Annotated in this window: 17 protein-coding genes; 5 read left to right on the forward strand and 12 right to left on the reverse strand. The window is 47.3% G+C overall.

All coding sequences use genetic code 11. The features are described from left to right. The first annotated feature begins 7 nt into the window (after positions 1–7). Entirely contained in the window at positions 8–2,044 is a 2,037-nt protein-coding gene (locus tag A596_RS11930) for an amylo-alpha-1,6-glucosidase (RefSeq protein WP_039914984.1), read from the forward strand. Positions 2,045–2,067: 23 nt separating this feature from the next. On the opposite strand, the gene A596_RS11935 is transcribed toward A596_RS11930, so the two are convergent. The 3 genes from A596_RS11935 to A596_RS11945 form a co-directional block, all read right to left on the reverse strand. Beyond that, on the reverse strand, positions 2,068–2,562 hold the full coding sequence (locus tag A596_RS11935) for a hemerythrin domain-containing protein (protein WP_039914986.1): 495 nt from the start codon (positions 2,560–2,562) through the stop codon (positions 2,068–2,070). Between the two features lie 226 nt (positions 2,563–2,788). Then, a complete protein-coding gene (locus A596_RS11940; RefSeq protein ID WP_039914988.1) occupies positions 2,789–3,298 on the reverse strand; it encodes a CinA family protein in 510 nt (169 codons plus the stop codon). A gap of 24 nt (positions 3,299–3,322) precedes the next feature. Next, positions 3,323–3,784, reverse strand: coding sequence for a hypothetical protein (locus tag A596_RS11945; protein ID WP_039914991.1), 462 nt, complete (start codon positions 3,782–3,784; stop codon positions 3,323–3,325). A gap of 233 nt (positions 3,785–4,017) precedes the next feature. Between A596_RS11945 and A596_RS11950 the strand changes: the two genes are divergently transcribed. Then, the gene (locus A596_RS11950; RefSeq protein ID WP_039914994.1) at positions 4,018–4,920 is read left to right on the forward strand and encodes a glucose 1-dehydrogenase; all 903 of its coding nucleotides are present in this window, start codon (positions 4,018–4,020) and stop codon (positions 4,918–4,920) included. Between the two features lie 339 nt (positions 4,921–5,259). On the opposite strand, the gene A596_RS11955 is transcribed toward A596_RS11950, so the two are convergent. From A596_RS11955 to mrcB, 9 genes are all read right to left on the reverse strand, one after another. After that, on the reverse strand, positions 5,260–5,841 hold the full coding sequence (locus tag A596_RS11955) for a porin family protein (protein ID WP_039914996.1): 582 nt from the start codon (positions 5,839–5,841) through the stop codon (positions 5,260–5,262). Between the two features lie 297 nt (positions 5,842–6,138). Next, the gene (locus A596_RS11960; RefSeq protein WP_039914999.1) at positions 6,139–7,728 is read right to left on the reverse strand and encodes an ABC-F family ATPase; all 1,590 of its coding nucleotides are present in this window, start codon (positions 7,726–7,728) and stop codon (positions 6,139–6,141) included. A 234-nt stretch (positions 7,729–7,962) separates the two neighbouring features. Next, positions 7,963–8,388, reverse strand: a complete 426-nt coding sequence (locus tag A596_RS11965) for a type 2 periplasmic-binding domain-containing protein (RefSeq protein ID WP_039915002.1) — start codon at positions 8,386–8,388, stop codon at positions 7,963–7,965. A 15-nt stretch (positions 8,389–8,403) separates the two neighbouring features. Further along, the gene (locus tag A596_RS11970; RefSeq protein WP_039915004.1) at positions 8,404–9,627 is read right to left on the reverse strand and encodes a porin; all 1,224 of its coding nucleotides are present in this window, start codon (positions 9,625–9,627) and stop codon (positions 8,404–8,406) included. Positions 9,628–9,742: 115 nt separating this feature from the next. Continuing rightward, a complete protein-coding gene (locus A596_RS11975) occupies positions 9,743–11,323 on the reverse strand; it encodes a methyl-accepting chemotaxis protein (protein ID WP_235425706.1) in 1,581 nt (526 codons plus the stop codon). Positions 11,324–11,614: 291 nt separating this feature from the next. Beyond that, entirely contained in the window at positions 11,615–11,950 is a 336-nt protein-coding gene (locus tag A596_RS11980; protein WP_052417458.1) for a hypothetical protein, read from the reverse strand. Positions 11,951–12,010: 60 nt separating this feature from the next. Continuing rightward, positions 12,011–12,559 carry an RNA polymerase sigma factor gene (locus A596_RS11985; protein WP_039915008.1) on the reverse strand — a complete coding sequence of 183 codons (549 nt, stop codon included), beginning with the start codon at positions 12,557–12,559 and terminating at the stop codon, positions 12,011–12,013. A 5-nt stretch (positions 12,560–12,564) separates the two neighbouring features. After that, positions 12,565–13,401, reverse strand: a complete 837-nt coding sequence (locus tag A596_RS11990; RefSeq protein WP_039915009.1) for a DUF6249 domain-containing protein — start codon at positions 13,399–13,401, stop codon at positions 12,565–12,567. A 137-nt stretch (positions 13,402–13,538) separates the two neighbouring features. Beyond that, positions 13,539–15,893, reverse strand: coding sequence for a penicillin-binding protein 1B (gene mrcB, locus A596_RS11995; RefSeq protein WP_039915010.1), 2,355 nt, complete (start codon positions 15,891–15,893; stop codon positions 13,539–13,541). Between the two features lie 286 nt (positions 15,894–16,179). Between mrcB and A596_RS12000 the strand changes: the two genes are divergently transcribed. The 3 genes from A596_RS12000 to A596_RS12010 all read left to right on the forward strand — a co-directional run bounded on the left by A596_RS12000 (position 16,180) and on the right by A596_RS12010 (position 20,057). Then, positions 16,180–17,181 (forward strand): adenosine kinase, encoded by a 1,002-nt coding sequence (locus A596_RS12000; protein WP_039915593.1) that lies wholly within the window; start codon positions 16,180–16,182, stop codon positions 17,179–17,181. 59 nt (positions 17,182–17,240) lie between these two features. Then, positions 17,241–17,639, forward strand: a complete 399-nt coding sequence (locus A596_RS12005; RefSeq protein WP_039915012.1) for a VOC family protein — start codon at positions 17,241–17,243, stop codon at positions 17,637–17,639. A gap of 249 nt (positions 17,640–17,888) precedes the next feature. After that, positions 17,889–20,057, forward strand: coding sequence for a TonB-dependent siderophore receptor (locus tag A596_RS12010; RefSeq protein ID WP_039915013.1), 2,169 nt, complete (start codon positions 17,889–17,891; stop codon positions 20,055–20,057). Positions 20,058–20,162: the final 105 nt, after the last annotated feature.

Consider the following 20,162-nt stretch of genomic DNA (forward strand, 5'->3'; position numbering starts at 1 on the left):
GCCGACCATGAAAAATGCCCTCTCCCGCCTGATTTCTTTCGATGTGTCCGGCAATAACGATTCAATATTGCGCCGTGAATGGTTGCAAGCTAATGGTTTGGGAGGATTCTCTTCCGGTACTCTGGCCGGAGGTGTTACACGGCGCTATCATGGTTTACTGGTCGCGGCTTTACCAGCTCCGCTTGGTCGGACTGTCATGCTGAGCCGGGTACAGGAGAGCATTAAACCTGGCAACGATAATATTATTTTATTAAATACACAGGATCTTGGGGACAATCAAACCGATGGCACCATGTGCCAATGCATTGAGTCCTTTCATCTGGATACCGGTTTGCCTGTATGGACTTATCAAACTGATAATTTCAAATTGGAAAAGCGTATTTTAATGCTGCGCAATAAAAATACGGTCCTGGTTAATTATCATTTGGTAAAAGCAACAGGCACAGTAGAAATAGACCTCCGTCCCGCTGTACATTTTCGCCCGCTTGAAGCTTCCGTGAATAATACTACCGTCGAGGATTCAGAGTATTCCGTCGTTGCCAAAGACAATATCTATCAAATTCATGGCGGGCATTTTCCCCCACTGCTATTAAAAATCATTGATAGCGAATCAACGTTTAATATTGATAATCGCCGCAACGATAATATTTATTTTCGCCTGGAATACGAACGTGGCTATGCGGCAGTCGGAAAGCATTGGAGCCCCGGATTTTTTAAAACTATTTTATGTGCTGGCCAAAGCACAACCATTATCGCCTCCACCGAAACCGCAGATGATTTACCCGTTAACTTTGCAGATGCTTACACTCATGAAATAGATCGCCGCAAAAAATTATTGGCACTCGCACCTATTGCAAAAAAAGGCAACGAACAACTTATTGCCGAATTAATTCTTGCCGCAGATCAATTTATTATTACGCCGGGCGGCAGGGTTGAAGAAACCGAGCGAGCGCGCGCTGCCGGCGAGGAGGTAAAAACTATTATCGCGGGTTATCACTGGTTTACCGACTGGGGGCGCGACACCATGATCAGCCTTGAAGGTCTCACATTAACGACCGGGCGACATACAGAGGCGCGCTATATTTTACGCACCTTTGCAAATTATGTTCGCGATGGATTAATTCCCAATATGTTTCCCGAACATGATAAGACCGGCCTGTACCACACTGCCGATGCCAGCTTGTGGTTTTTCCACGCATTGAATCGTTATGTGAAAACAACACAAGATCGCGCTACATTGCGCGTAATTTTGCCCAAACTCATTTCCATCGTTGAGCATCATCTTGCGGGAACACGTTTTAATATTGCTGTCGACCCCAATGATGGTTTGTTGCAACAAGGTGAAGAGGGCTATCAATTAACCTGGATGGATGCCAAGGTAAATGATTGGGTCGTAACGCCGCGTCGCGGTAAAGCAGTCGAGTTAAATGCGTTATGGTTTAACGCTCTGCGTTTATTAGAGAATTGGTTGATTGAAGAGCGGGATGACCGCGCCTATACCATTGGCCAGCATGCACAGCGCGCGCAACATTCATTTAATGAGCGATTCTGGAATCCAATTAATGGTTATCTTTATGATGTCATTGATGGGCCGGAAAAACTGGATGATTCATGCAGGCCAAACCAGATTTTTTCAATCGCGCTGGATCATCCCGTGCTTGACCCGCAACATTGGAAAGCTGTCGTTGAACAAGTAAAAAAACATTTGCTAACACCGGTAGGATTGCGCTCTTTATCGCCGCAACATCGCGATTACAAACCAAATTATGATGGTGATCTTTTTACACGCGATGCAGCCTACCATCAGGGAACTGTGTGGGCGTGGCTCATCGGCCCTTATATTGATGCGTGGGTGAAAACTTATCCTGAAGAGCGTGTTAATGTGAGCAAATTATTGAGCGGCTTTGAAATGCATATGAATGATGCTGGAGTTGGTAGCATCAGTGAAATATTTGACGCGGAGCCGCCCTTTACTCCACGCGGCTGTATTGCGCAAGCGTGGAGTGTGGCGGAGGTGCTGCGTTGCCTGGCGACTTATTCATAATTTTTTAATTCATCAGTTTTTCACTAAATATTTCCCGATCCATCTTTTAATTCTTCTTTGCGCTGTGCCAGTTCAGCGCCAAGTTCTTCTAAATCGAGTTTGCTATTTTGTACTTTCGGGAAAATTTCTTTTTGCTCTTCACGAACATGGTGCTTTACATACTCGGAAAGCACTTTCACTTTTGCTTCAAATTCCTCATCACCCGGCTCACCGTCCTCTAGTTGTGCAATAAGATGCTTTAAGGTTTCATGTTCTACCCTTGCCTCTGGCACTAGCTCAGTGTCATTGAGCGCGGTTTGAACTTTGGGGTAAAAAATCTCTTCTTCAATTTGCGCATGGACGATCAGCTCCTGGCATATTTGTTCTATAAGCGCTTTTTTCTTTTCCTTGGAACGGGAAGATTCATATTGCAAAAATAAGGTATTTACTAATTTGTGGTCAGCACGCAGGAGCTTGGTAGCTTCCTGTGGCCTTGTGGATTCAGATTGGTGGCTGGTTTTTTTGGCTGTGCTAGTCATATTCATATCCTCACGGGTTATTGACAGATCAATACTGTGATATACATTTTTTCATCAATCCGTTGCGATTGAAAAAATATTTCATTAAATTGCCTTTAGGAAAAAAACGATATTAAGTAGCAGGGCGAACAGTCCCACCTTATCTTTTATAGGTTCATCACAATCGGATAGGTTCAATATTAATATCGAATAATGATTGAATATTTTTATAAATTAAATTTTCCTATTAAGTAGAAGTATTCGCTTGTCGAGAAAAATGCTCACTCAACATCCAATAGACTTTTGGAATGAAATACAAAACATGGTTTACGGCAGAAGCTATCACTTTGTTCCTATCGCCATTAAATTTTCTGGTTTCACTAGTTACTACTAAATTCCCACCGCATTTCATACCATAAGCAAAACATACAACACCATTTAATGAATCACTGGATTCCGCTGTTCCGGTAATTGCAATGAAGAAATTTGTATGGCTACGCCGGGCCAAGCCATTCACCATCTCGCGTGCAACCTCTTCGCTGGTTAATCCAAATATTTCCATTGTTTTTAAACTGACTCCTAAATAATTATATTTAGCCAGCTTGCTATAAACAACATACCCTCCCTCCAGCACTGAACCACATCCCGAAACACTTGCAAATGTTGAGGCTAATAACCCCGCTGTGCAGGATTCGGCGGTGGATACTGTTACCTTATTTTCTTGCAAGAAACGAATCACATTTTCAGCGAGCGCCATACCATACCCCTGACACTGAAGAGCTTAATTTCTAAAACTGTCTGTAATAAAATCAAACCAATCAGGATTTTTCTGCGCTTCTTCCGCCCATCCCTGATCCCACTCATCGTGAGTAAATATATCCAGGCCTGAATAAGGATTTTCTCGATAATGTTGTTTATTTAAAAAAGCGCGACGCCCTGCCGCGCGAGCAGAGTTATCGTTGACTGTTTGAGGCGAAACAGGCCCTGCCTCATCTTCTTTATATGCTGACCAGTGTTTCTCTTCAATTTGGCGGCGCATAAAACTCACAATCGCAAATGCTGGCGCACTTTGGCAAAAAGAGTCTACGGGTAATGAGCCTATTTTTTTCACTCTAAATTCGAAGCCGTTGAATAGTTCGTTATTTTTATTTTTCGAAAAAATGGAAAAACAATTATTTGATTCATCATCAGCAATGTGAATATCGACTTCTTCACCATCTATTTCAAAACTATCTACGATCATCACTACTCCGCCGCAATAATCCTACATTCAGTAAATAAAAGTGAAAACACCAGGCTGCAACTTTTCAAAGTGCACTGCTGTCACTAAAGAGACAACATTTTTTACATTACCAGATGTGTATCTAATTTGTTGACCGTCATCTTATCCCAAAAGTTCAGCAGTCATCTTATTCATCAAAATAAGAAATCCTGCAAAGAAAAGATGACATTTTTTATTTCAGGAGGTAATGAACCATGAGCAAAATTGACCAATATACGATGCAGGACCCTCGCACCCAATATCCGTTGATTAAAGGATTTGACGACAAAATGCAGCCAGAACCCGGCCTTGATAAAATATTAAAACCCCAGGCTGACCACGGTGAAAATACATATCGCGGTTCTGGAAGGCTTGCCGGGCGCAAAGCATTAATTACCGGCGGTGATTCCGGCATTGGCCGTGCTGTAGCATTAGCATTTGCACGAGAAGGTGCAGATGTAGTGATTAATTATCTTCCAAGCGAAGAAGCAGATGCACAGGATACATTGCGATTAATTAGCGAATCCGGCAATAAAGCATTTGCATTTCCCGGCGATATTACCGACGAAAATTTTTGTAAAAAACTGGTAGAAAAAACCGTGGGTGCACTTGGCTCCATCGACATCCTCGTCAATAACGCCGCCAAGCAACAATTTGTAGAAAACGTGGAAGATATTACCACTGCGGAATTTACGAAAATTTATTCGACCAATGTCTTTGCTACATTCTGGATTACCAAAGCGGCAGTCCCCCATATGCCACCAGGCTCCAGTATTATTAACAATACGTCGATTCAATCGTATCAGCCGTCGGCAGGCCTTCTCGCCTACTCATCCACCAAAGGTGCAATCACCGCCTTCACTAAAAGCCTTGCAAAAACACTGATTGAAAAAGGCATTCGCGTAAATGCAGTTGCCCCTGGACCAGTATGGACACCGTTGCAACAAAGTGGTGGCCAGCCACCGGAAAAATTGAAAAGCTTCGGTGAGAAAACACCAATGGGTCGCCCCGGACAACCCGCCGAGGTTGCACCTGCGTTTGTGTTCCTCGCTTCACAGGAATCCAGTTACATCACCGCCGAAGTAATTGGAGTGACCGGCGGACAACATACACCGTAAAGATATGACGATTTAACTAGCATTGAATTAAAGTTATTTACTTCAATGCTTTTCTTCTTATGTTTTTTTGGAGCTTTACCTCAGCCAGAAATATGAATATTAAATTACGACGATGTGGGATGTGAGATGTTAACCAAACACAAAAATATTATGCCAGCCAATACTCCCAAGAGATTGGCTGGCATAATAGTTCTGTACACGAATATAATTAGCTGATCATCCTGAATTTATTTACCATCCTTTAACGCTAACGCCTGGCTGTATGAGTAACCTGGATTCATTTTAAATTAATCATTTCAAGCCATTTGCTAACCCAATTACTTTTAACCTTATGTGCGTTTAAAAGGTAAACTGGATATTTACGTTAGCGTAGTCAACATCCATATCAATTGAGCTGGTTTGTAATACGTCAATTTCATCGCGTGAAATTTCAAAATTAAAACGCTCATATTCCAGTCTTAAATCCAGATGCTCTGCCAAACGGAATTTGGCACCAACGCCCCAGAAGGTCTCGTCACCATCATAATCATCGCTCAGCACAAATGCCTGGGTATCGATGTTAGCGTCAGCATCCCACCACAATTGACCGCCTTTGGCATACACTGAAAAACCTTCAGTAACTGGCAACTCAAGAATCAGGTCCAGCGCTTTTCCTTTTGCATCAAAATTTAATGCACCGTTATTCGCATCATCGAAATCAATGTATTGCGCTTCCAGACCGATGTACTCATTAAATTTCACCACAGCAAATATTTTTTTTGCGGCTTCATCTTCATCAAAGTCTTCATCTTTTAGTTTTGTTACTCCGTAACCGGCACCAATTGAGAATTCCGGATTTAATCTCCAGTTATCATCTGATTGGGCTGCTACTGCAGAAGAAAATAAACCTGCGCATAAAACTAACATTGTTTTTTTGATCATGATTTTTCTCCATTTTTAATGTACGACATGATCTACAACGCAAATGCTGTACCAATCACAAACAGAAAGTGAAAATGACGATTTACCTGCTAAAACGGCAGGTTTTTCACCCAAATAGCGCAATTTATTACAAGGAAAAAATACAGAAAGGAGAAATATGCAGGGAATTCCGGTAATTATTACAAATCAAAGAGGCCTGGCCGGAATATAAACTTATGATCGTTAACTACAGTTTTTGCCTGTCACTCAACCCCTCACCGTCCATGGCAAGGCATTTAATATCAGCAAGTGCAATATTTAAAGGGTAAAGATTCCCTGGCTACGCAGGTAATCTTCGTAGTTGCCGTGGAAATCAATAAGACCGGTTGGCTGCATATCAATAATGCGTGTTGCCAACGAAGATACAAATTCGCGGTCATGGCTTACAAAAATCAAGGTACCGGGATAGTTTTCCAACGCCAGGTTTAACGCTTCAATAGATTCCATATCCAAATGGTTGGTCGGCTCATCCATTAACAATACGTTAGGATTTACCAGGCTGAGCTTGCCAAAAAGCATCCGGCCCTTCTCGCCCCCCGATAACACTTTAACGTTTTTCTTTACCTCATCATTTGAAAACAGCATGCGGCCTAATGCACCGCGCACCAACTGCTCGTCACCTTTGGTCCATTGTTTCATCCAGTCGAACAGGTTGCTGTCATCGGCGAAATCCGCCGCGTGATCCTGTGCGAAATAACCGATCTCGGCTTGCTCGGCCCATTTCACAGTGCCGCTATCCGGCTGCAAATCGCCATATAAACAACGCAGCAGTGTGGTTTTACCCGCGCCGTTAGGACCGATAATAGCGATGCGCTCACCCGCTTCCACTTGCAAACTTAAATCGGTAAACAGCGGGCGGTCATAGCCTTTGCTCACTTGTTCAAGGGTAACGGCCTGGCGATGTAATTTTTTGTTCTGCACAAATTTAATGTAAGGGCTGACACGGCTTGATGGTTTGATGTCGTCCAACTGGATTTTTTCAATTTGGCGCGCGCGCGAGGTAGCCTGCTTGGCCTTGGAAGCGTTCGCCGAGAAGCGGCTTACGAAGGTTTGCAGCTCGGCAATTTGCGCTTTTTTCTTGGCGTTTTCATTAAGTAGCTTTTCGCGTGCTTGTGTGGACGCCATCATGTAGTCGTCGTAATTACCGGGGTAAACGCGCAGTTCGCCGTAATCCAGGTCTGCCATATGGGTGCAAACGGAGTTCAGGAAGTGGCGGTCATGCGAAATGATAATGATGGTGCTGTTGCGCTCCACCAGGATGTTTTCCAGCCAGCGGATGGTGTTGATATCCAGGTTGTTGGTCGGTTCGTCCAACAGCAATACTTCCGGATCAGAAAACAGCGCCTGCGCCAGCAGCACACGCAACTTCCAGCCCGGCGCTACAGCGCTCATTGGGCCGAAATGCTGGTCGATAGGAATATCCAGGCCCAGTAATAATTCACCCGCGCGGGATTCAGCGGTATACCCGTCCATTTCTGCAAACGCGACTTCCAGCTCCGCCACGCGCATACCGTCCTCTTCACTCATGTCCGGCAATGCATAAATACGGTCACGCTCGGCTTTTACCGCCCAGAGTTCGGTGTGCCCCATGATGACGGTATCCACCACCGAGTAATCTTCGTAGGCGAATTGATCCTGCTTCAACTTACCCAAACGGGTGTTGGGCTCCAGCATCACCTGGCCTGCCGAGGGGTCAAGATCGCCCCCCAGAATTTTCATAAAGGTGGATTTACCGCAACCGTTGGCGCCGATCAGGCCATAGCGGTTGCCGTTATTGAATTTGACGGAGACATTTTCAAAAAGGGGCTTTGCACCAAATTGCATGGTGATATTGGCGGTGGAAATCACGGATATATTCTCTGGAAGCTACGACTAATAAAGGGAAAACACGATTAACGGATTTGAAAGGCGCGCATTTTAGCCTAGTTGGGAGCCAGGCAGGGATTTTTATTGGCTATAAAAAAGCCCGCATCGTGCAGGCTTTTTCCGACAGGACGATGGGCACATTAAGGTGATTGAATACCAGCGTCCACAGCGCTGGAATCGGCATCACCAACACGGGCCCTGCATCGATGTAACAACCTAAGGGACTTTAAACACAACCTTTACCGAAGCATCGACTGCACTACTATCGATATAACCAATCATGTTCGGGTTTGCCGCGATTAACGCCTTTACTGCGGCGTCATCTCCACCGTCTTTGGGGGGAGTTCCCTTGCCGGTAAAGACGAGTTGTGACCAATAGGCTTTATATTGGCTGGCATTTTTTTTACACACGGACTCATTGAATTTATCGCGCGCGGCAGAACCTTCATTCTGGTTGATGGGCACAGCCTGGGTACCGCCGGGAAAGCTTTTGGCTTTGCCCAGAAACAGCCGTGATACATCGTCTTCAGTGAGCGACGATACGCTCAGGGTTGGATGTACAATCACCGCAATTTCAGCCAACGCTACATTGGCCGTAGCCAGTACAAAAATCATCGCGAGAGAATTGAGCAGTTTTTTCATGATGTCACCTCCCTCTTAAAACACAGTTTGAACTGCGACAGAAAATACTTTTTGTTGCCCGCTGACAACAGTGCCATCGACAAGCACGCTATCCGGGCTATCGATATCATCAATCTGGAATTTGATCGCAGTACCCGTTGTGACATCCCAACGGGTACCGAGCGTGAGTACATCCCGTTCAATGGCTTGGGAGTTCGCAATGGCTTGCAAGGTGCCAATCAGGAAATTGGTGCTGCCAACGACAGGTAAGGGTTGGCCGACAGGAATTCCCGTTTCCGGATGGGTTGCTTCATCTTTCGCTTTCGCGGCCGTGAGATGAATTAACCAATCACCGGCACGCACCCCCACCATCACATATTCGCGAATATTTTTTGAAAGGATTGCATCGCCCGGATCAAACTCCACGTGTTCAGCCGCAGCCACAAATCGCCCGGTATCGATATTGATGCCGACTTCCGCAAACGTAACGTCATCTTCCTCAACCAATACACGATCCGCATTACTATTGAAGCCAAAAGTACGCAACGTATTTACAAAACTACCCAATGTCGCTGTTTGGCTGATAGGAATACCGGTGACATCAATTGTTAAATCTGCCTGGTGATATGCTGCGCGCAATGTCCACCAATCTTTGCCAAGCGTACCGGACAAGCCAATCTGGTTACGCGTTTCTGCATCCGCAGGGGCGCCGCTTAAAACAAGGTCATCCGTGAAACTGCCAAAATAAGCTTGCAAACTCGTATCAAAAATTCCGAGTGTACCGGTGAGATAAACATCAACACCATCCACGTTATTGAATGGCAAGTAATACACTTCCTGCGGTGGTGTAATCCACGCATAGGAATAGCCCACATCAAGAAAATCGGAATACATATAGAACGGAGTGCGCAAACGGCCGGCGCGCACTTTTACAAAATCATTTGCTTGCCAACTGAGGTACGCCCATTCCGCATCGACTTCATAATCATTGTTGCTGCGCGCAATCAATTGTGCAGTTGCGGTCACTTTTTCGTTGATTTGCCCGGACACTTGCAACCCCAGCAAATTGCGATCGAATGTTAAATCCTCCTCGTCATATCCGCCGTACGCTACCGCATCTTCATCGTCGAGCATGCCGCCACCGACTGATAAAAAACCGGAGAAATTAACATCGCTGGCACAGGCAAAAGGCGCAGCCATTACGAGCGCAATTGTCCAGGCCAGGTGGTTTTTTTTACGATTTGAGCTGATTTTTTTCATTGCGTTGCCACTCCTCTTGTTGCGCACGCGCCTGTGCATGAACTCCTTGAAAAATCCTTCTTGTCCACGCGTTGTGTGGGCAAGATAAAAATCTTGTACGCTGGCTGATGTGAAACTACACGCGAAATTGCCCCGCAATTTTGCGTAATGCTTCGCTGATATGGCCAATATCGTGGCTGATTTCGTCCAGCTCATTAGTAGTGCTGGTGACTAACTGGGTATTGTGATAAATGCCATTTACATGTTCAGAGACATGCGCAAATGTCACCGTTTGTTCCTGGGTTGCTGCCGCAATTTTTTCATTAATACTGCTGATGGTTTCCACGTTATTCAAAATGGAGTTGAGTACTTCGCCGGAAGCTGCCGTGGCTTCCACACCGCGATTGGCGCGCTCCACACTGCCTTGCATTGCTGTCACAGCACTGGCCGATACAGAGCGCAATTCGCTAATCACTTTATGAATTTCTTCGGTTGCCTGACGCGTGCGCACCGCAAGTCCGCGCACTTCATCTGCCACTACTGCAAAGCCTCGCCCGTGTTCGCCGGCGCGCGCCGCTTCAATCGCGGCATTCAATGCCAGCAAATTGGTTTGCTCGGCAACGTTTTGAATCGTGTTAAGTAACTGCCCTACATCGGAAGAAAACTCTTCAAAACGGTTCACAACATTGGCCGCGCTACGCACTTCCTCCGCGAGCGTACTAATGGTGGCAACATTGGCAGCGAGAGTATCTTTTCCCTGCGCAGCGGCGGAGCTGGCATCTTGTGCCTGCGATGATGCATGGCCGGCAAACTCTGCAATTTCATTTACCGTTTTCATCAATTCTTCAATTGATGCGCGCATCGCCGAAATAGCACGCGCCTGTTCGTTAATTCGCCCGAGATTCTGGGTACTGGAATTGGTGAGGCGCGAAGCTACCCGCGTTAAACCACTTACATCCTGGCTGACAGTGGCAAAAGAGCCATGCAGTTTTTCTACGAATGCATTGAAATATTTAACAAGGTAAAGAATTTCATCGTGCCCGCGATAATTAATGCGTTTGGTTAAATCACCGGCACCGGATGACATTTCCTTAAGTGACGACGTGACTTCATTAATACTGGATGTAATTGAACGACTGATGATTGAACTGACGATCAATAACGCGATTACTGCACACACCGCAATTGCCAGCGCAATACGTCCGGCACTTTTTGAAGAATCAACAGTTTCACTAATGGAACTGGTAAATTCGCGGGTGGTTGTTTCTTTCATCGTGGACAACGATTTGCGCAACGCTTTCAATTTTTCAGCATTCGCAGCTGCTTCTACACTCACTTTTTCATAATCGACATTACCGCCAATAAAATTTTTGGCAATGCGCGATGCAGTGCTGTACCAATCCTGTAATAGCTCATCGATTTTTTGGACCTCATCAGCAAGGTCGGCATTTAAACTGGAGAGTTTTTGCAAATTTCCACGAATTTCCTGGTAGTGTTTATCCGCGTGTTCCAACGCAGACTCATCACCCGTAGTAACCGATCCATTAATTTGTTGCTCCATTAATAATAAAGAACCAAGGTTTACGGTGGTTAATTCAAGGGTCGGGTAAAGCTGGCGTTCAACCTGAGCCAGACGGCCACTATTTTTGTGTTCAATCCACTGTGAATAACCCTGGCTGATGACAAAACCCAGTAATGCGATTGTCACCAGCAACATGAGTTTCTTTGCAATCGTCAAGCGGAGCATTACCAGGCCTCAAATGAACGCGATTATTTTTTACGTCAGTCGGGCGATAAAAATTATCAGGGTCGTAAAATAATCGGGGGATCTCGTTAATATTCATTTGGGTATAGCAGCCGACTATAAAATGCGCAAACACCATAGGTGTTTTACGCAGCCGTGGGCTAAATGAACGATTTATATAACGATAGAAGTGATAAAAAAAAATCGCATAATCACTAAATGTGATTACGCGATTTATTGCCAGCGCGTCAAAAAGTCAGCGAATTAGAGAGCGGAAGAACGACGCAAAACCCATAACAGGGGCAAGGTGACTGCAAGCAACATTAGCCCTAGCAACACCGCCATCACGCTGGTACCAGAAGAGGTTAACCACCAACCGTAAGCAGGGCGAACCAGGTCGCGCCAGGGCAATTGGCTAGCGACCAGCAAGGCAATGAGGGTTACCGGCACCGCCATGATTAAACGCTCTAACCAGGGATTCAAGCGCTGCCTGGCAGGCAGGCTTGCCATCACTCCCGCCGTAAAATCACCATCTTCGATATAGCTGCTATTGCGCTGCAATTGCTGCGCGAGGAAATCATCAAACGATTTACCGCTCATAGAACACCTCTGAACATTTCTACAGCACTTGTTACCAAGATCCGGGTTCGCATCATTAGATTACTCCGGAAGCGCGTCCTGCCAGGATGAAAGCAAGGTTTGTAGTTTCTGTTTACCGCGATTGATATGGGTTTTTACGGTTCCCAGCGGAATCCCCATAATAGTCGCCGCTTCTTCATGAGAAAAGCCATCCTCAAAGCATAGCCGGATAGCGAGCTGCTGCCCGGCACTCAGGGTTTGCATGGCCGCCTCGACATCTTTGCGGGCATGGAATTGTTGCAAAGCACATTGGTCTGCTTCCACCTCCTCGTTCTCATCCAGCTCACACCATTCAATTTTTTTTGCACGCCAGCGATTGGCGGCAATGTTGAATGCAATGCGATACAACCAGGTAGAAAACTTGGATTCTGCGCGGAACGCGCCCAGCGCCGCATAGGCCTTCATGAAGGTCTCCTGCGCCAGATCGTCCGCGAGGTGGGTATCGCCGTTGCACAGTCGCCGCGCCCATGTGCGCAGTTGCGACTGGTAGCGCAAAACCAGCTGCGCGAAGGCATGCTGGTCTTTACGGTTAACCACCCGCGCAATCAATTCCTGATCGGGAACTGACATGCGTATTAGTCCCGTTGCCCGGCCTGTAGTTCAGTGTGCGATTCAGCGATCGGATTCGCCCTGGGTTTATTGAGATACCAAATCAACACCTGCGAAATGCCAAGGCCAATCCAGATAAAACCGATTGCACCTATCTCTATGCCCACAGCAATAGTGAGGAACACAAGCCATCCCGTCCCCAGGCAAACATTGCGAATTCCCTTGGCAAGGTTGCCATGGTCATCCGCCACTTTAGGCTCGTCGCCACGCAGTATTTCCACGGGAATATCGCGTCCGGCGGCCAGGAGTTTGTCGATGTTATTGTTCAATTCCTGCTGGCGGCGCGCCCTCGCTTTGTAACGCAAGGTCAGGTAGAAGCCGATCAGTATCAAGGGGGAACACAGGATCATAATCCCGGTGAACATGCCAAAAATTGAGATGAGTGCGATCATGCCGGTAATTTCCTCTTCATCATCGTTGTGTTCCTTATTGTTACCACCAAACGCCTGGTTCAGGTTCTTTTCCAGGTCGCGCTGCCAGTTCTGCTGGTGATCCTGTACCCGCCGCTCAACGTCGCGTGCCCGCGCTTCCGCTTCGCGCACTTGCGCTTCGTTGTTGTGTATCCATTGTTCGTGTTCATCGCTATGGGGCGGAGGTGGCGCTGTTTCCGGGGCAACTGCATCAGGCGGCAATGGGGCAACCGGTACTTCTACGTTGAGTTGCACATCGACTGGAGAAGAAACATCAACCTGAACCGCAGTGCCCTCCAATTCAGCCGCCGTCGCGGGAAAATAGATCGCACTGGCAAGCGTTAGCCCAACGGCCAAACACACGCGGTGCGACAGGGTTGAAAATAAAGTCATGGGATAAGCCTCTCAGAAAAATCCGGGCAGGATTGCAAAGGTTTCAATCGAAATTGCCCCAACTCGCAAACTAGGACACAGTCTAGCGAGCCCCGGATTCAGATGAGAGGATTATTTTTAGCAGTGGCAAACGCCGGTCAATTGACCAGCTTTTGCCAGAAGTTTTTGATGGGATTGTTACCGGAGATATTACAGTCAGCACTTTCTTGCGGGCGGGCATCATCGCGCAGCGGCAGCCAGATAGAACCTTCACAGGTTTCAGCACCCAACTTGCCCGTTGCGCTATCAATCCAATCGAAACTCACTCCCGGCGGCGGTTCTTGCTCCAGGCTGCGAGTAGGCAGTTGTTTCATAAAATCGGCCCAGACCTGCAAGGCACCGCCGGCACCGCTCAGCGGCGTCTGGCTATTATCATCGCGCCCCAACCACACAACGGCCAGGTGTTCGCCACTAAAACCTGCGAACCAGCTATCGCGTTGATCATTGGTAGTCCCGGTTTTTCCGGCGAGGTCAATAGTGGACGAAATCTGGTTGTAGGCACTGTGCCCCGTCCCTTCACGCAAGGTACGTTGCATCGCATATTGCAATTGAAATGTCGTTTCGGGAGCGAAACGCTGCTCCAATTCCAATGGATAACGCTTAAGCGGCTTGCCGTCGGCAGTGAGTACTTCGCGGATGCCATGCAAGGGGGTATAGACACCTTCAGCCGCGAGCGTGTGGTAAATTCCGGCCACTTCCAACGGCGACATCTCCACCGAACCCAATAGCATCGCCGGCAATTGCGGCACATCGCCTTTAAAGCCCGCACGTTTTACCGTTTTGGCAACGGCATCCAAACCAATAGTCATGCCCAGGCGCGCGGTAGATTGGTTGTAGGAATAGGCAAGGCCTTTGTAGAAGGGAATATCGCCATGGTCTTTTTTATCAGCATTTTGCGGCGCCCACCATTTGCCTCCGGATTTATAACTCACCGGAGCATCGCTAATGATGGTGCCGAGATTATATTTCTGCGGACTTTCCAACGCCGTTAAATACACGAACGGTTTCATCAAGGAACCGATCTGGCGCTTTGCATCCAGTGCACGATTCAAACCGGCAAAGCGCGGATTGGTGTCGCCAACCAGAGCGAGGATTTCACCACCGCCCACAGAGGTAACCACCATCCCGCCTTGCACATCTTTGGTTTTATATTGCTTCTCCAATTGCATCGTGCGCAATTTCAGCGAGCTTTCGGCTTGCCGCTGCACCATCGGCGATAGCGTGGTAAAAATGCGCAAACCTTCACTGCGTAAATCGTCTTCTTTGTAATCCTGTTTGAGCTGGCGTTTTATCAAATCCATAAATGCGGGATAGGTTGTCGAGCTTGCCTCACTCGGCGCAACAACCCCCAGCGGTGCCGCCTGGCTGATTTTTAATTGTTGATCGCTGATCAAACCTTCCTGATGCATCACCCCCAGTACTACATTCCTGCGTTCCTTTGCACGCTCGGGATTTTTCCAGGGATTGTAATAAGATGCGCCCTTCACCAGACCAATTAACAAGGCGAGATCGTGAGGCTTTAGTTCTTGCAGCGGTTGACGGAAATAATGCTGCGATGCCAGGGCAAAACCGTGGATTGCACGCGGCCCACTTTGGCCGAGGAAAATTTCATTGATGTAGGTTTCCAGGATTTCCGCTTTGCTGTAATGCACTTCCAGCAGCACCGCCATAATCGCTTCGGGAATTTTGCGACGCAGCAAACTTTGCTCATTGGTGAGATAAAAATTTTTCACCAGCTGTTGGGTAATCGTGCTGCCGCCCTGCACTACATCGCCGTGGGTCACGTTCACCCAGGCCGCGCGAATAATGGCGAGTGGTGATACTCCGTGGTGCTCCAGAAAATGTTTATCTTCCACCGCCAGTAAGGTTTCGCCTAACAGCGGGGGCAAATCTGCCAGGCGCACCAGCAGGCGATCTTCTTTATCGGCGGGATAAAACCCACCGATTTCTTCCGGCTCAAGACGCACTAACGGTAAATCGGCGCCGGCCAAATCAATCAACCCTTGCACCGAGCCATTGGAAACACGCAGCATAAATGTACGTGCCGGTTCGGTTTTATCCCAAAAGGCAAAACCGCGACTGTGAATGTGATAAGTCACTTCGCTGGATGTACCACTTACTTTTTTCACGACATGACCGGGAGATTTGGTATCCCCCTCAAAGCGATAGCCCAGCGCGCGCAACTCTTGTTCAAATAGTGCCGGGGTTAACGACAAGCCTTGGTACAACTCTAATGGCCGCGCATATACTCGCGCCGGCAATGCCCATTTTTTACCCTCAAATTTTTCGCGCACGACCGAGTTCAGGTAGAGCGTCCAGATTCCCAGCAAGGTAATGATCAATAACATCCCATAGAGAATCCAGATACGCGCTAACGCCCAACCGCGACGAGGTACTGCTGAAGAAGGGCTTGAAGGTTTAGCGCGGCGGGTAGTAGAACGGCGTTTGGTCATGGGTACATCAGTTCCATTTCGATAAACAATAATTGCAATGAAAGTAGTGCATCGTGTGTAGTTTCAAAACTGTCAGGACCTGGATACGCGACAACATCACAGCGAGCTCTGAAGCAACAAAGGATCCTTCATTTCATCCGGCTAAATTAGCGCGCCAGTTTACTGATGAGAATGTGCGATTGCGAGCATCAATCTGTACTAAAGCTTTAACCACTCCGGTGAATTTTGCATAATGCCGCGCAAATCACAGTCACATTTTTTTCTTCCCATCAAAGGCAGCCCATTCATGAGCAAGCACTACCATATTTACGGCATAGGCGCCGCACTGGTCGATACTGAAATCACCCTCACCGACGCCGACCTCACCACCATGGCAGTGGCCAAAGGGGTAATGACACTGGTGGACGAAGCACGCCAGCACCAGCTCATTGACTATTTGAAAAATCATTTAGTTGCATCTCATAAAGCCAGCGGTGGTTCAGCGGCTAACAGCATCATCGCCGCCAGTTATTTTGGTTCCCGCAATTTCTATTCTTGCAAAGTAGCCAACGACGAAAACGGCCAATTTTATCTGGATGATATTAAAGCAGCCGGCGTAACCACACCGTCGCATCTAGTTCCACCCGCAGGAATCACCGGCAAATGCCTGGTCATGATCACCCCCGACGCTGAACGCACCATGAATACTTTTTTGGGAATCAGCGAAACACTTTCAGTCAGCGAACTGGATATCAACGCAATAGCACAATCCCATTACGTTTATATTGAAGGCTACCTGGTGACCTCACCAACTGGCCGCGCCGCCGCCATTGAATTGCGCAAGCAAGCTGAAGCCAACAACACACGCACAGCCCTTAGCTTATCTGACCCGGCCATGGTGCAATTTTTTCGCGATGGTTTAATAGAAATGATTGGCAACGGAGTGGATCTGATTTTCTGTAACAAAGATGAAGCCATTGGTTTTACCCAAACCCAAAACATCGAAGAAGCCAGTGAAGCACTGAAAAAATATTGCAAACAATTTGCGATCACCTGCGGTGGTGACGGCGCACTGGTATTTGATGGTAAAGAATTAATCCAGGTTGCAGGCACACCAACAAAAGCGGTTGATACCAACGGTGCGGGCGATATGTTCGCCGGAGCATTTTTACATGCCATCAATCACGGCAAAAATTTTAAAACTGCTGCTGAGTTCGCCAACAAAGCTGCCGCAAAAGTGGTTGCGCAATTTGGCCCGCGTTTAAAAGCGGAACAGCATGAAGAATTGAAACAAGGTTTTTTCAACTAATTTCAATGTACGTTAGTCAGCGGATGGGATTCTCCCATCTGCTGCGGATTAAAAGAATCATGATTCCACTCAATACGATTATCCGTATCGCTCGCCCCACCGATAACCTCGAAAAAATTGCACGCATGTATATTGATGGGCTTGGCTTCCAGGAGTTGGCGGCTTTTAACGATCACCAGGGATTCGATGGTGTAATCATCGGCCATCCCCAACAAAGTTATCACTTGGAATTTACCCATCACCGCGGAACCACTGTTGGCAAAGCGCCTACGCAAGATAATTTATTGGTGTTTTATATTACCGATAAAAATGCGTGGGAAAAATCTTGCGCACAAATGACTGCCGCCGGTTTTACTCCGGTGAAATCTTATAACGCGTATTGGGATATCGAAGGAAACACCTTTGAAGATCCGGATGGATACCGCGTGGTTCTGCAATGCCGGAATTGGCCATTGTAAGTTCAATAATTATCCGGCCACTGCGTATCATCAGTATGCGAACAATGAATCAGAACAACTGCAAAGGATCTGGAATATAGGACTTTAAAAGAACGGCGCAAGTGTTGAGCCTCCATTACTTTCGAGCATAACCAACAACAAATATCAACTTATATTATTTAAGAATACACACCTCTTGCTAATGATAATCAGTTCTGTTTGCGGTAAAGTGCGTCATCTTTTAGTCTTGCCCACCATTTGGAGTGCCCCGTGAAGTTCAAACTCTTACCCATTTCTACTGCAATACTGCTGAGTATCAATCCACAACTGGTGTTGGCCCAGAGCGATGCTGATGCCAGGAAGAGCCCAAAAGTTGAAGAAGTTGTGGTTACCGGCAAGTACGCCGTTGAACAGACCAAAACTATCGACACTGCAACCGGCCTTGGGCTGACCATTGCAGAAACCCCGCAATCAGTATCTGTACTGACCTTTGAGCGTATGCAGGATCAGAACATCACCAGCATTCTGGATGCTGTGAACAGCGCTGTAGGTGTGACTTCCGAAGAAACAGACAATGTGCGTAACGGCTTTTATTCGCGCGGCTTTGCCATCGACAGCTATCAAATCGATGGTGTACCGACTTCCTGGAGCCTGGGAGGGGACTCAGGTGAAACCGTTGCGGATACCGTAATCTATGACCGTATTGAATTTGTGCGCGGTGCAACTGGTTTAATGACCGCTGTAGGTGATCCTTCTGCATCTATCAACCTGGTGCGCAAGCACGCGAACAGCAAGGATTTGACCGGTTTCGTAGATCTCTCTGTTGGCAGCTGGCAGAAAAAGGCCGTGGCCGCCGATGTGGGTACTGGCTTGAATGAAAGCGGTAGTGTTCGCGGCCGTGTTGTTGGCCGCGTTTTACAAGGCGAATCGTTCGTTGATTATTACGAAGACGACAAAAGCACATTCTACGGCGTACTCGAAGCTGACTTGACCGATGCCACTCTGGTACGTGTGGGCGCCAGCTACCAAAATAATGACCCGAAAGCGACTGTGTGGGGTGTTTTACCGGGCTTCTTCTCCGATGGCACCCGACCTGATTGGGATGTATCCAAAACCACCTCCAGAGATTGGAACCGTTGGGAATCAACCAACACCAATTTCTTCGCCAGCATCAACCACACGTTTGGCAATGGTTGGGAATTGCTCGCTAACTACAACAAATTGCACTACGAAACAGAAGCACGGTTGCTGTACGTGTATGGCTCACTGAATAAAACAACCGGTGCCGGCCTGAATGCACAACGTTACCGCAGTGACGGCGAATCCAAACAAGACAGTTTTGATATCCAGCTGAAAGGGGATTTCAACCTGTTTAACCAAACCCACGAATTTGTGGCAGGTGCCCTGCGCGCTGATCAGTCCGCCGAAACCTTTACCCAATTGCCATTGGGCGGCGATATGAGCGGCGATTACGACCGTGTTTCCGTGGATAACTTCTATGACTGGGACAACCTCGATTTGGATGAACCAGAATGGTCAGATGTGCGCACCCAATCGCAAGATATTGAAACTGAACAGCGCGGTTATTACGCGGCAACCCGTCTTTCTGCCACCGACAAACTCAAGTTTATCCTGGGTGGACGTATTGCAACTTGGGAGCGCACCGGTTTTGATTGGAGCGGTATCGTAAATTACGGGAATGATAATGAATTTATCCCTTATGCGGGCGCACTCTATGACCTGACTGATGCCCACCGCATCTACGCCAGCTACACCGAAATCTTCAAGCCGCAAAACTATCGTGATGCCAACGGTGATTTCATTGATCCACTGATAGGTGAAAGTGCAGAAATCGGTTTAAAGAGTCGCTTCCTGGATGACCGACTGCAAACCACTATTGCTTACTTTGACATCCAGCAAGACAACCTGGCACAACGCGACACCACTTATGTAGGTACACCTGAGCAAATGTATGCCTACATTGGTGCTGAAGGTGCGCAGAGTAAAGGTTTTGAAATTGAAGTGGTTGGTCAACCAATCGACGGCTGGAACATCAGTGCCGGTTACGCACAATTCACCATCGAAGATGCACAAGGCAACGACCTTAACACCGATAACGCAACAAAATCACTCAAGCTGTTTACCTCTTACCAATTTGGTGGCGCGCTTGAAAAGTTGCTGCTGGGCGGTGGTGTGAACTGGCAAAACGAGACCTACTCCAAAGGTATTACCCCCGCAAACCAGCCCGGCAGACTCACTCAGGATGCTTACGCATTGGTTAGCCTGATGGCTCGCTACTCCTTCACCGATGAATTGAGCGCTCAATTCAACGCCGCTAACATAACGGATGAAAAATACTACTCACAAGTGGGATATTTCAGTTCATACCGCTATGGCACACCGCGCAACTATACCCTCAGTTTGAACTACAAGTTCTAATCTCATACACCGCAGGCCATTGCAAATGGCCTGCGGGTGTTCGCCCAATCTAAAATTTCACAAAATTTCTATTCACCTATTGCATTGCAAAATGGGTTAGATGTT

Source organism: Cellvibrio mixtus subsp. mixtus J3-8 (genome assembly GCF_000766945.1).
Taxonomy (GTDB): Bacteria; Pseudomonadota; Gammaproteobacteria; order Pseudomonadales; family Cellvibrionaceae; genus Cellvibrio; species Cellvibrio mixtus_A.

Coding starts and splice junctions, on each gene's coding strand:
- A596_RS11985 (WP_039915008.1), bottom strand. CDS start 12,559: ATGTCAGTTCCCGATCAGGAATTGATTGCGCGGGTGGTTAACCGTAAA.
- A596_RS11955 (WP_039914996.1), bottom strand. CDS start 5,841: ATGATCAAAAAAACAATGTTAGTTTTATGCGCAGGTTTATTTTCTTCT.
- A596_RS12000 (WP_039915593.1), top strand. CDS start 16,180: ATGAGCAAGCACTACCATATTTACGGCATAGGCGCCGCACTGGTCGAT.
- A596_RS11930 (WP_039914984.1), top strand. CDS start 8: ATGAAAAATGCCCTCTCCCGCCTGATTTCTTTCGATGTGTCCGGCAAT.
- A596_RS12005 (WP_039915012.1), top strand. CDS start 17,241: ATGATTCCACTCAATACGATTATCCGTATCGCTCGCCCCACCGATAAC.
- A596_RS11965 (WP_039915002.1), bottom strand. CDS start 8,388: ATGAAAAAACTGCTCAATTCTCTCGCGATGATTTTTGTACTGGCTACG.
- A596_RS11970 (WP_039915004.1), bottom strand. CDS start 9,627: ATGAAAAAAATCAGCTCAAATCGTAAAAAAAACCACCTGGCCTGGACA.
- A596_RS11980 (WP_052417458.1), bottom strand. CDS start 11,950: ATGAGCGGTAAATCGTTTGATGATTTCCTCGCGCAGCAATTGCAGCGC.
- A596_RS11945 (WP_039914991.1), bottom strand. CDS start 3,784: ATGATCGTAGATAGTTTTGAAATAGATGGTGAAGAAGTCGATATTCAC.
- A596_RS11935 (WP_039914986.1), bottom strand. CDS start 2,562: ATGACTAGCACAGCCAAAAAAACCAGCCACCAATCTGAATCCACAAGG.
- A596_RS11990 (WP_039915009.1), bottom strand. CDS start 13,401: ATGACTTTATTTTCAACCCTGTCGCACCGCGTGTGTTTGGCCGTTGGG.
- A596_RS11940 (WP_039914988.1), bottom strand. CDS start 3,298: ATGGCGCTCGCTGAAAATGTGATTCGTTTCTTGCAAGAAAATAAGGTA.
- A596_RS11950 (WP_039914994.1), top strand. CDS start 4,018: ATGAGCAAAATTGACCAATATACGATGCAGGACCCTCGCACCCAATAT.
- mrcB (WP_039915010.1), bottom strand. CDS start 15,893: ATGACCAAACGCCGTTCTACTACCCGCCGCGCTAAACCTTCAAGCCCT.
- A596_RS11975 (WP_235425706.1), bottom strand. CDS start 11,323: ATGTTGCTGGTGACAATCGCATTACTGGGTTTTGTCATCAGCCAGGGT.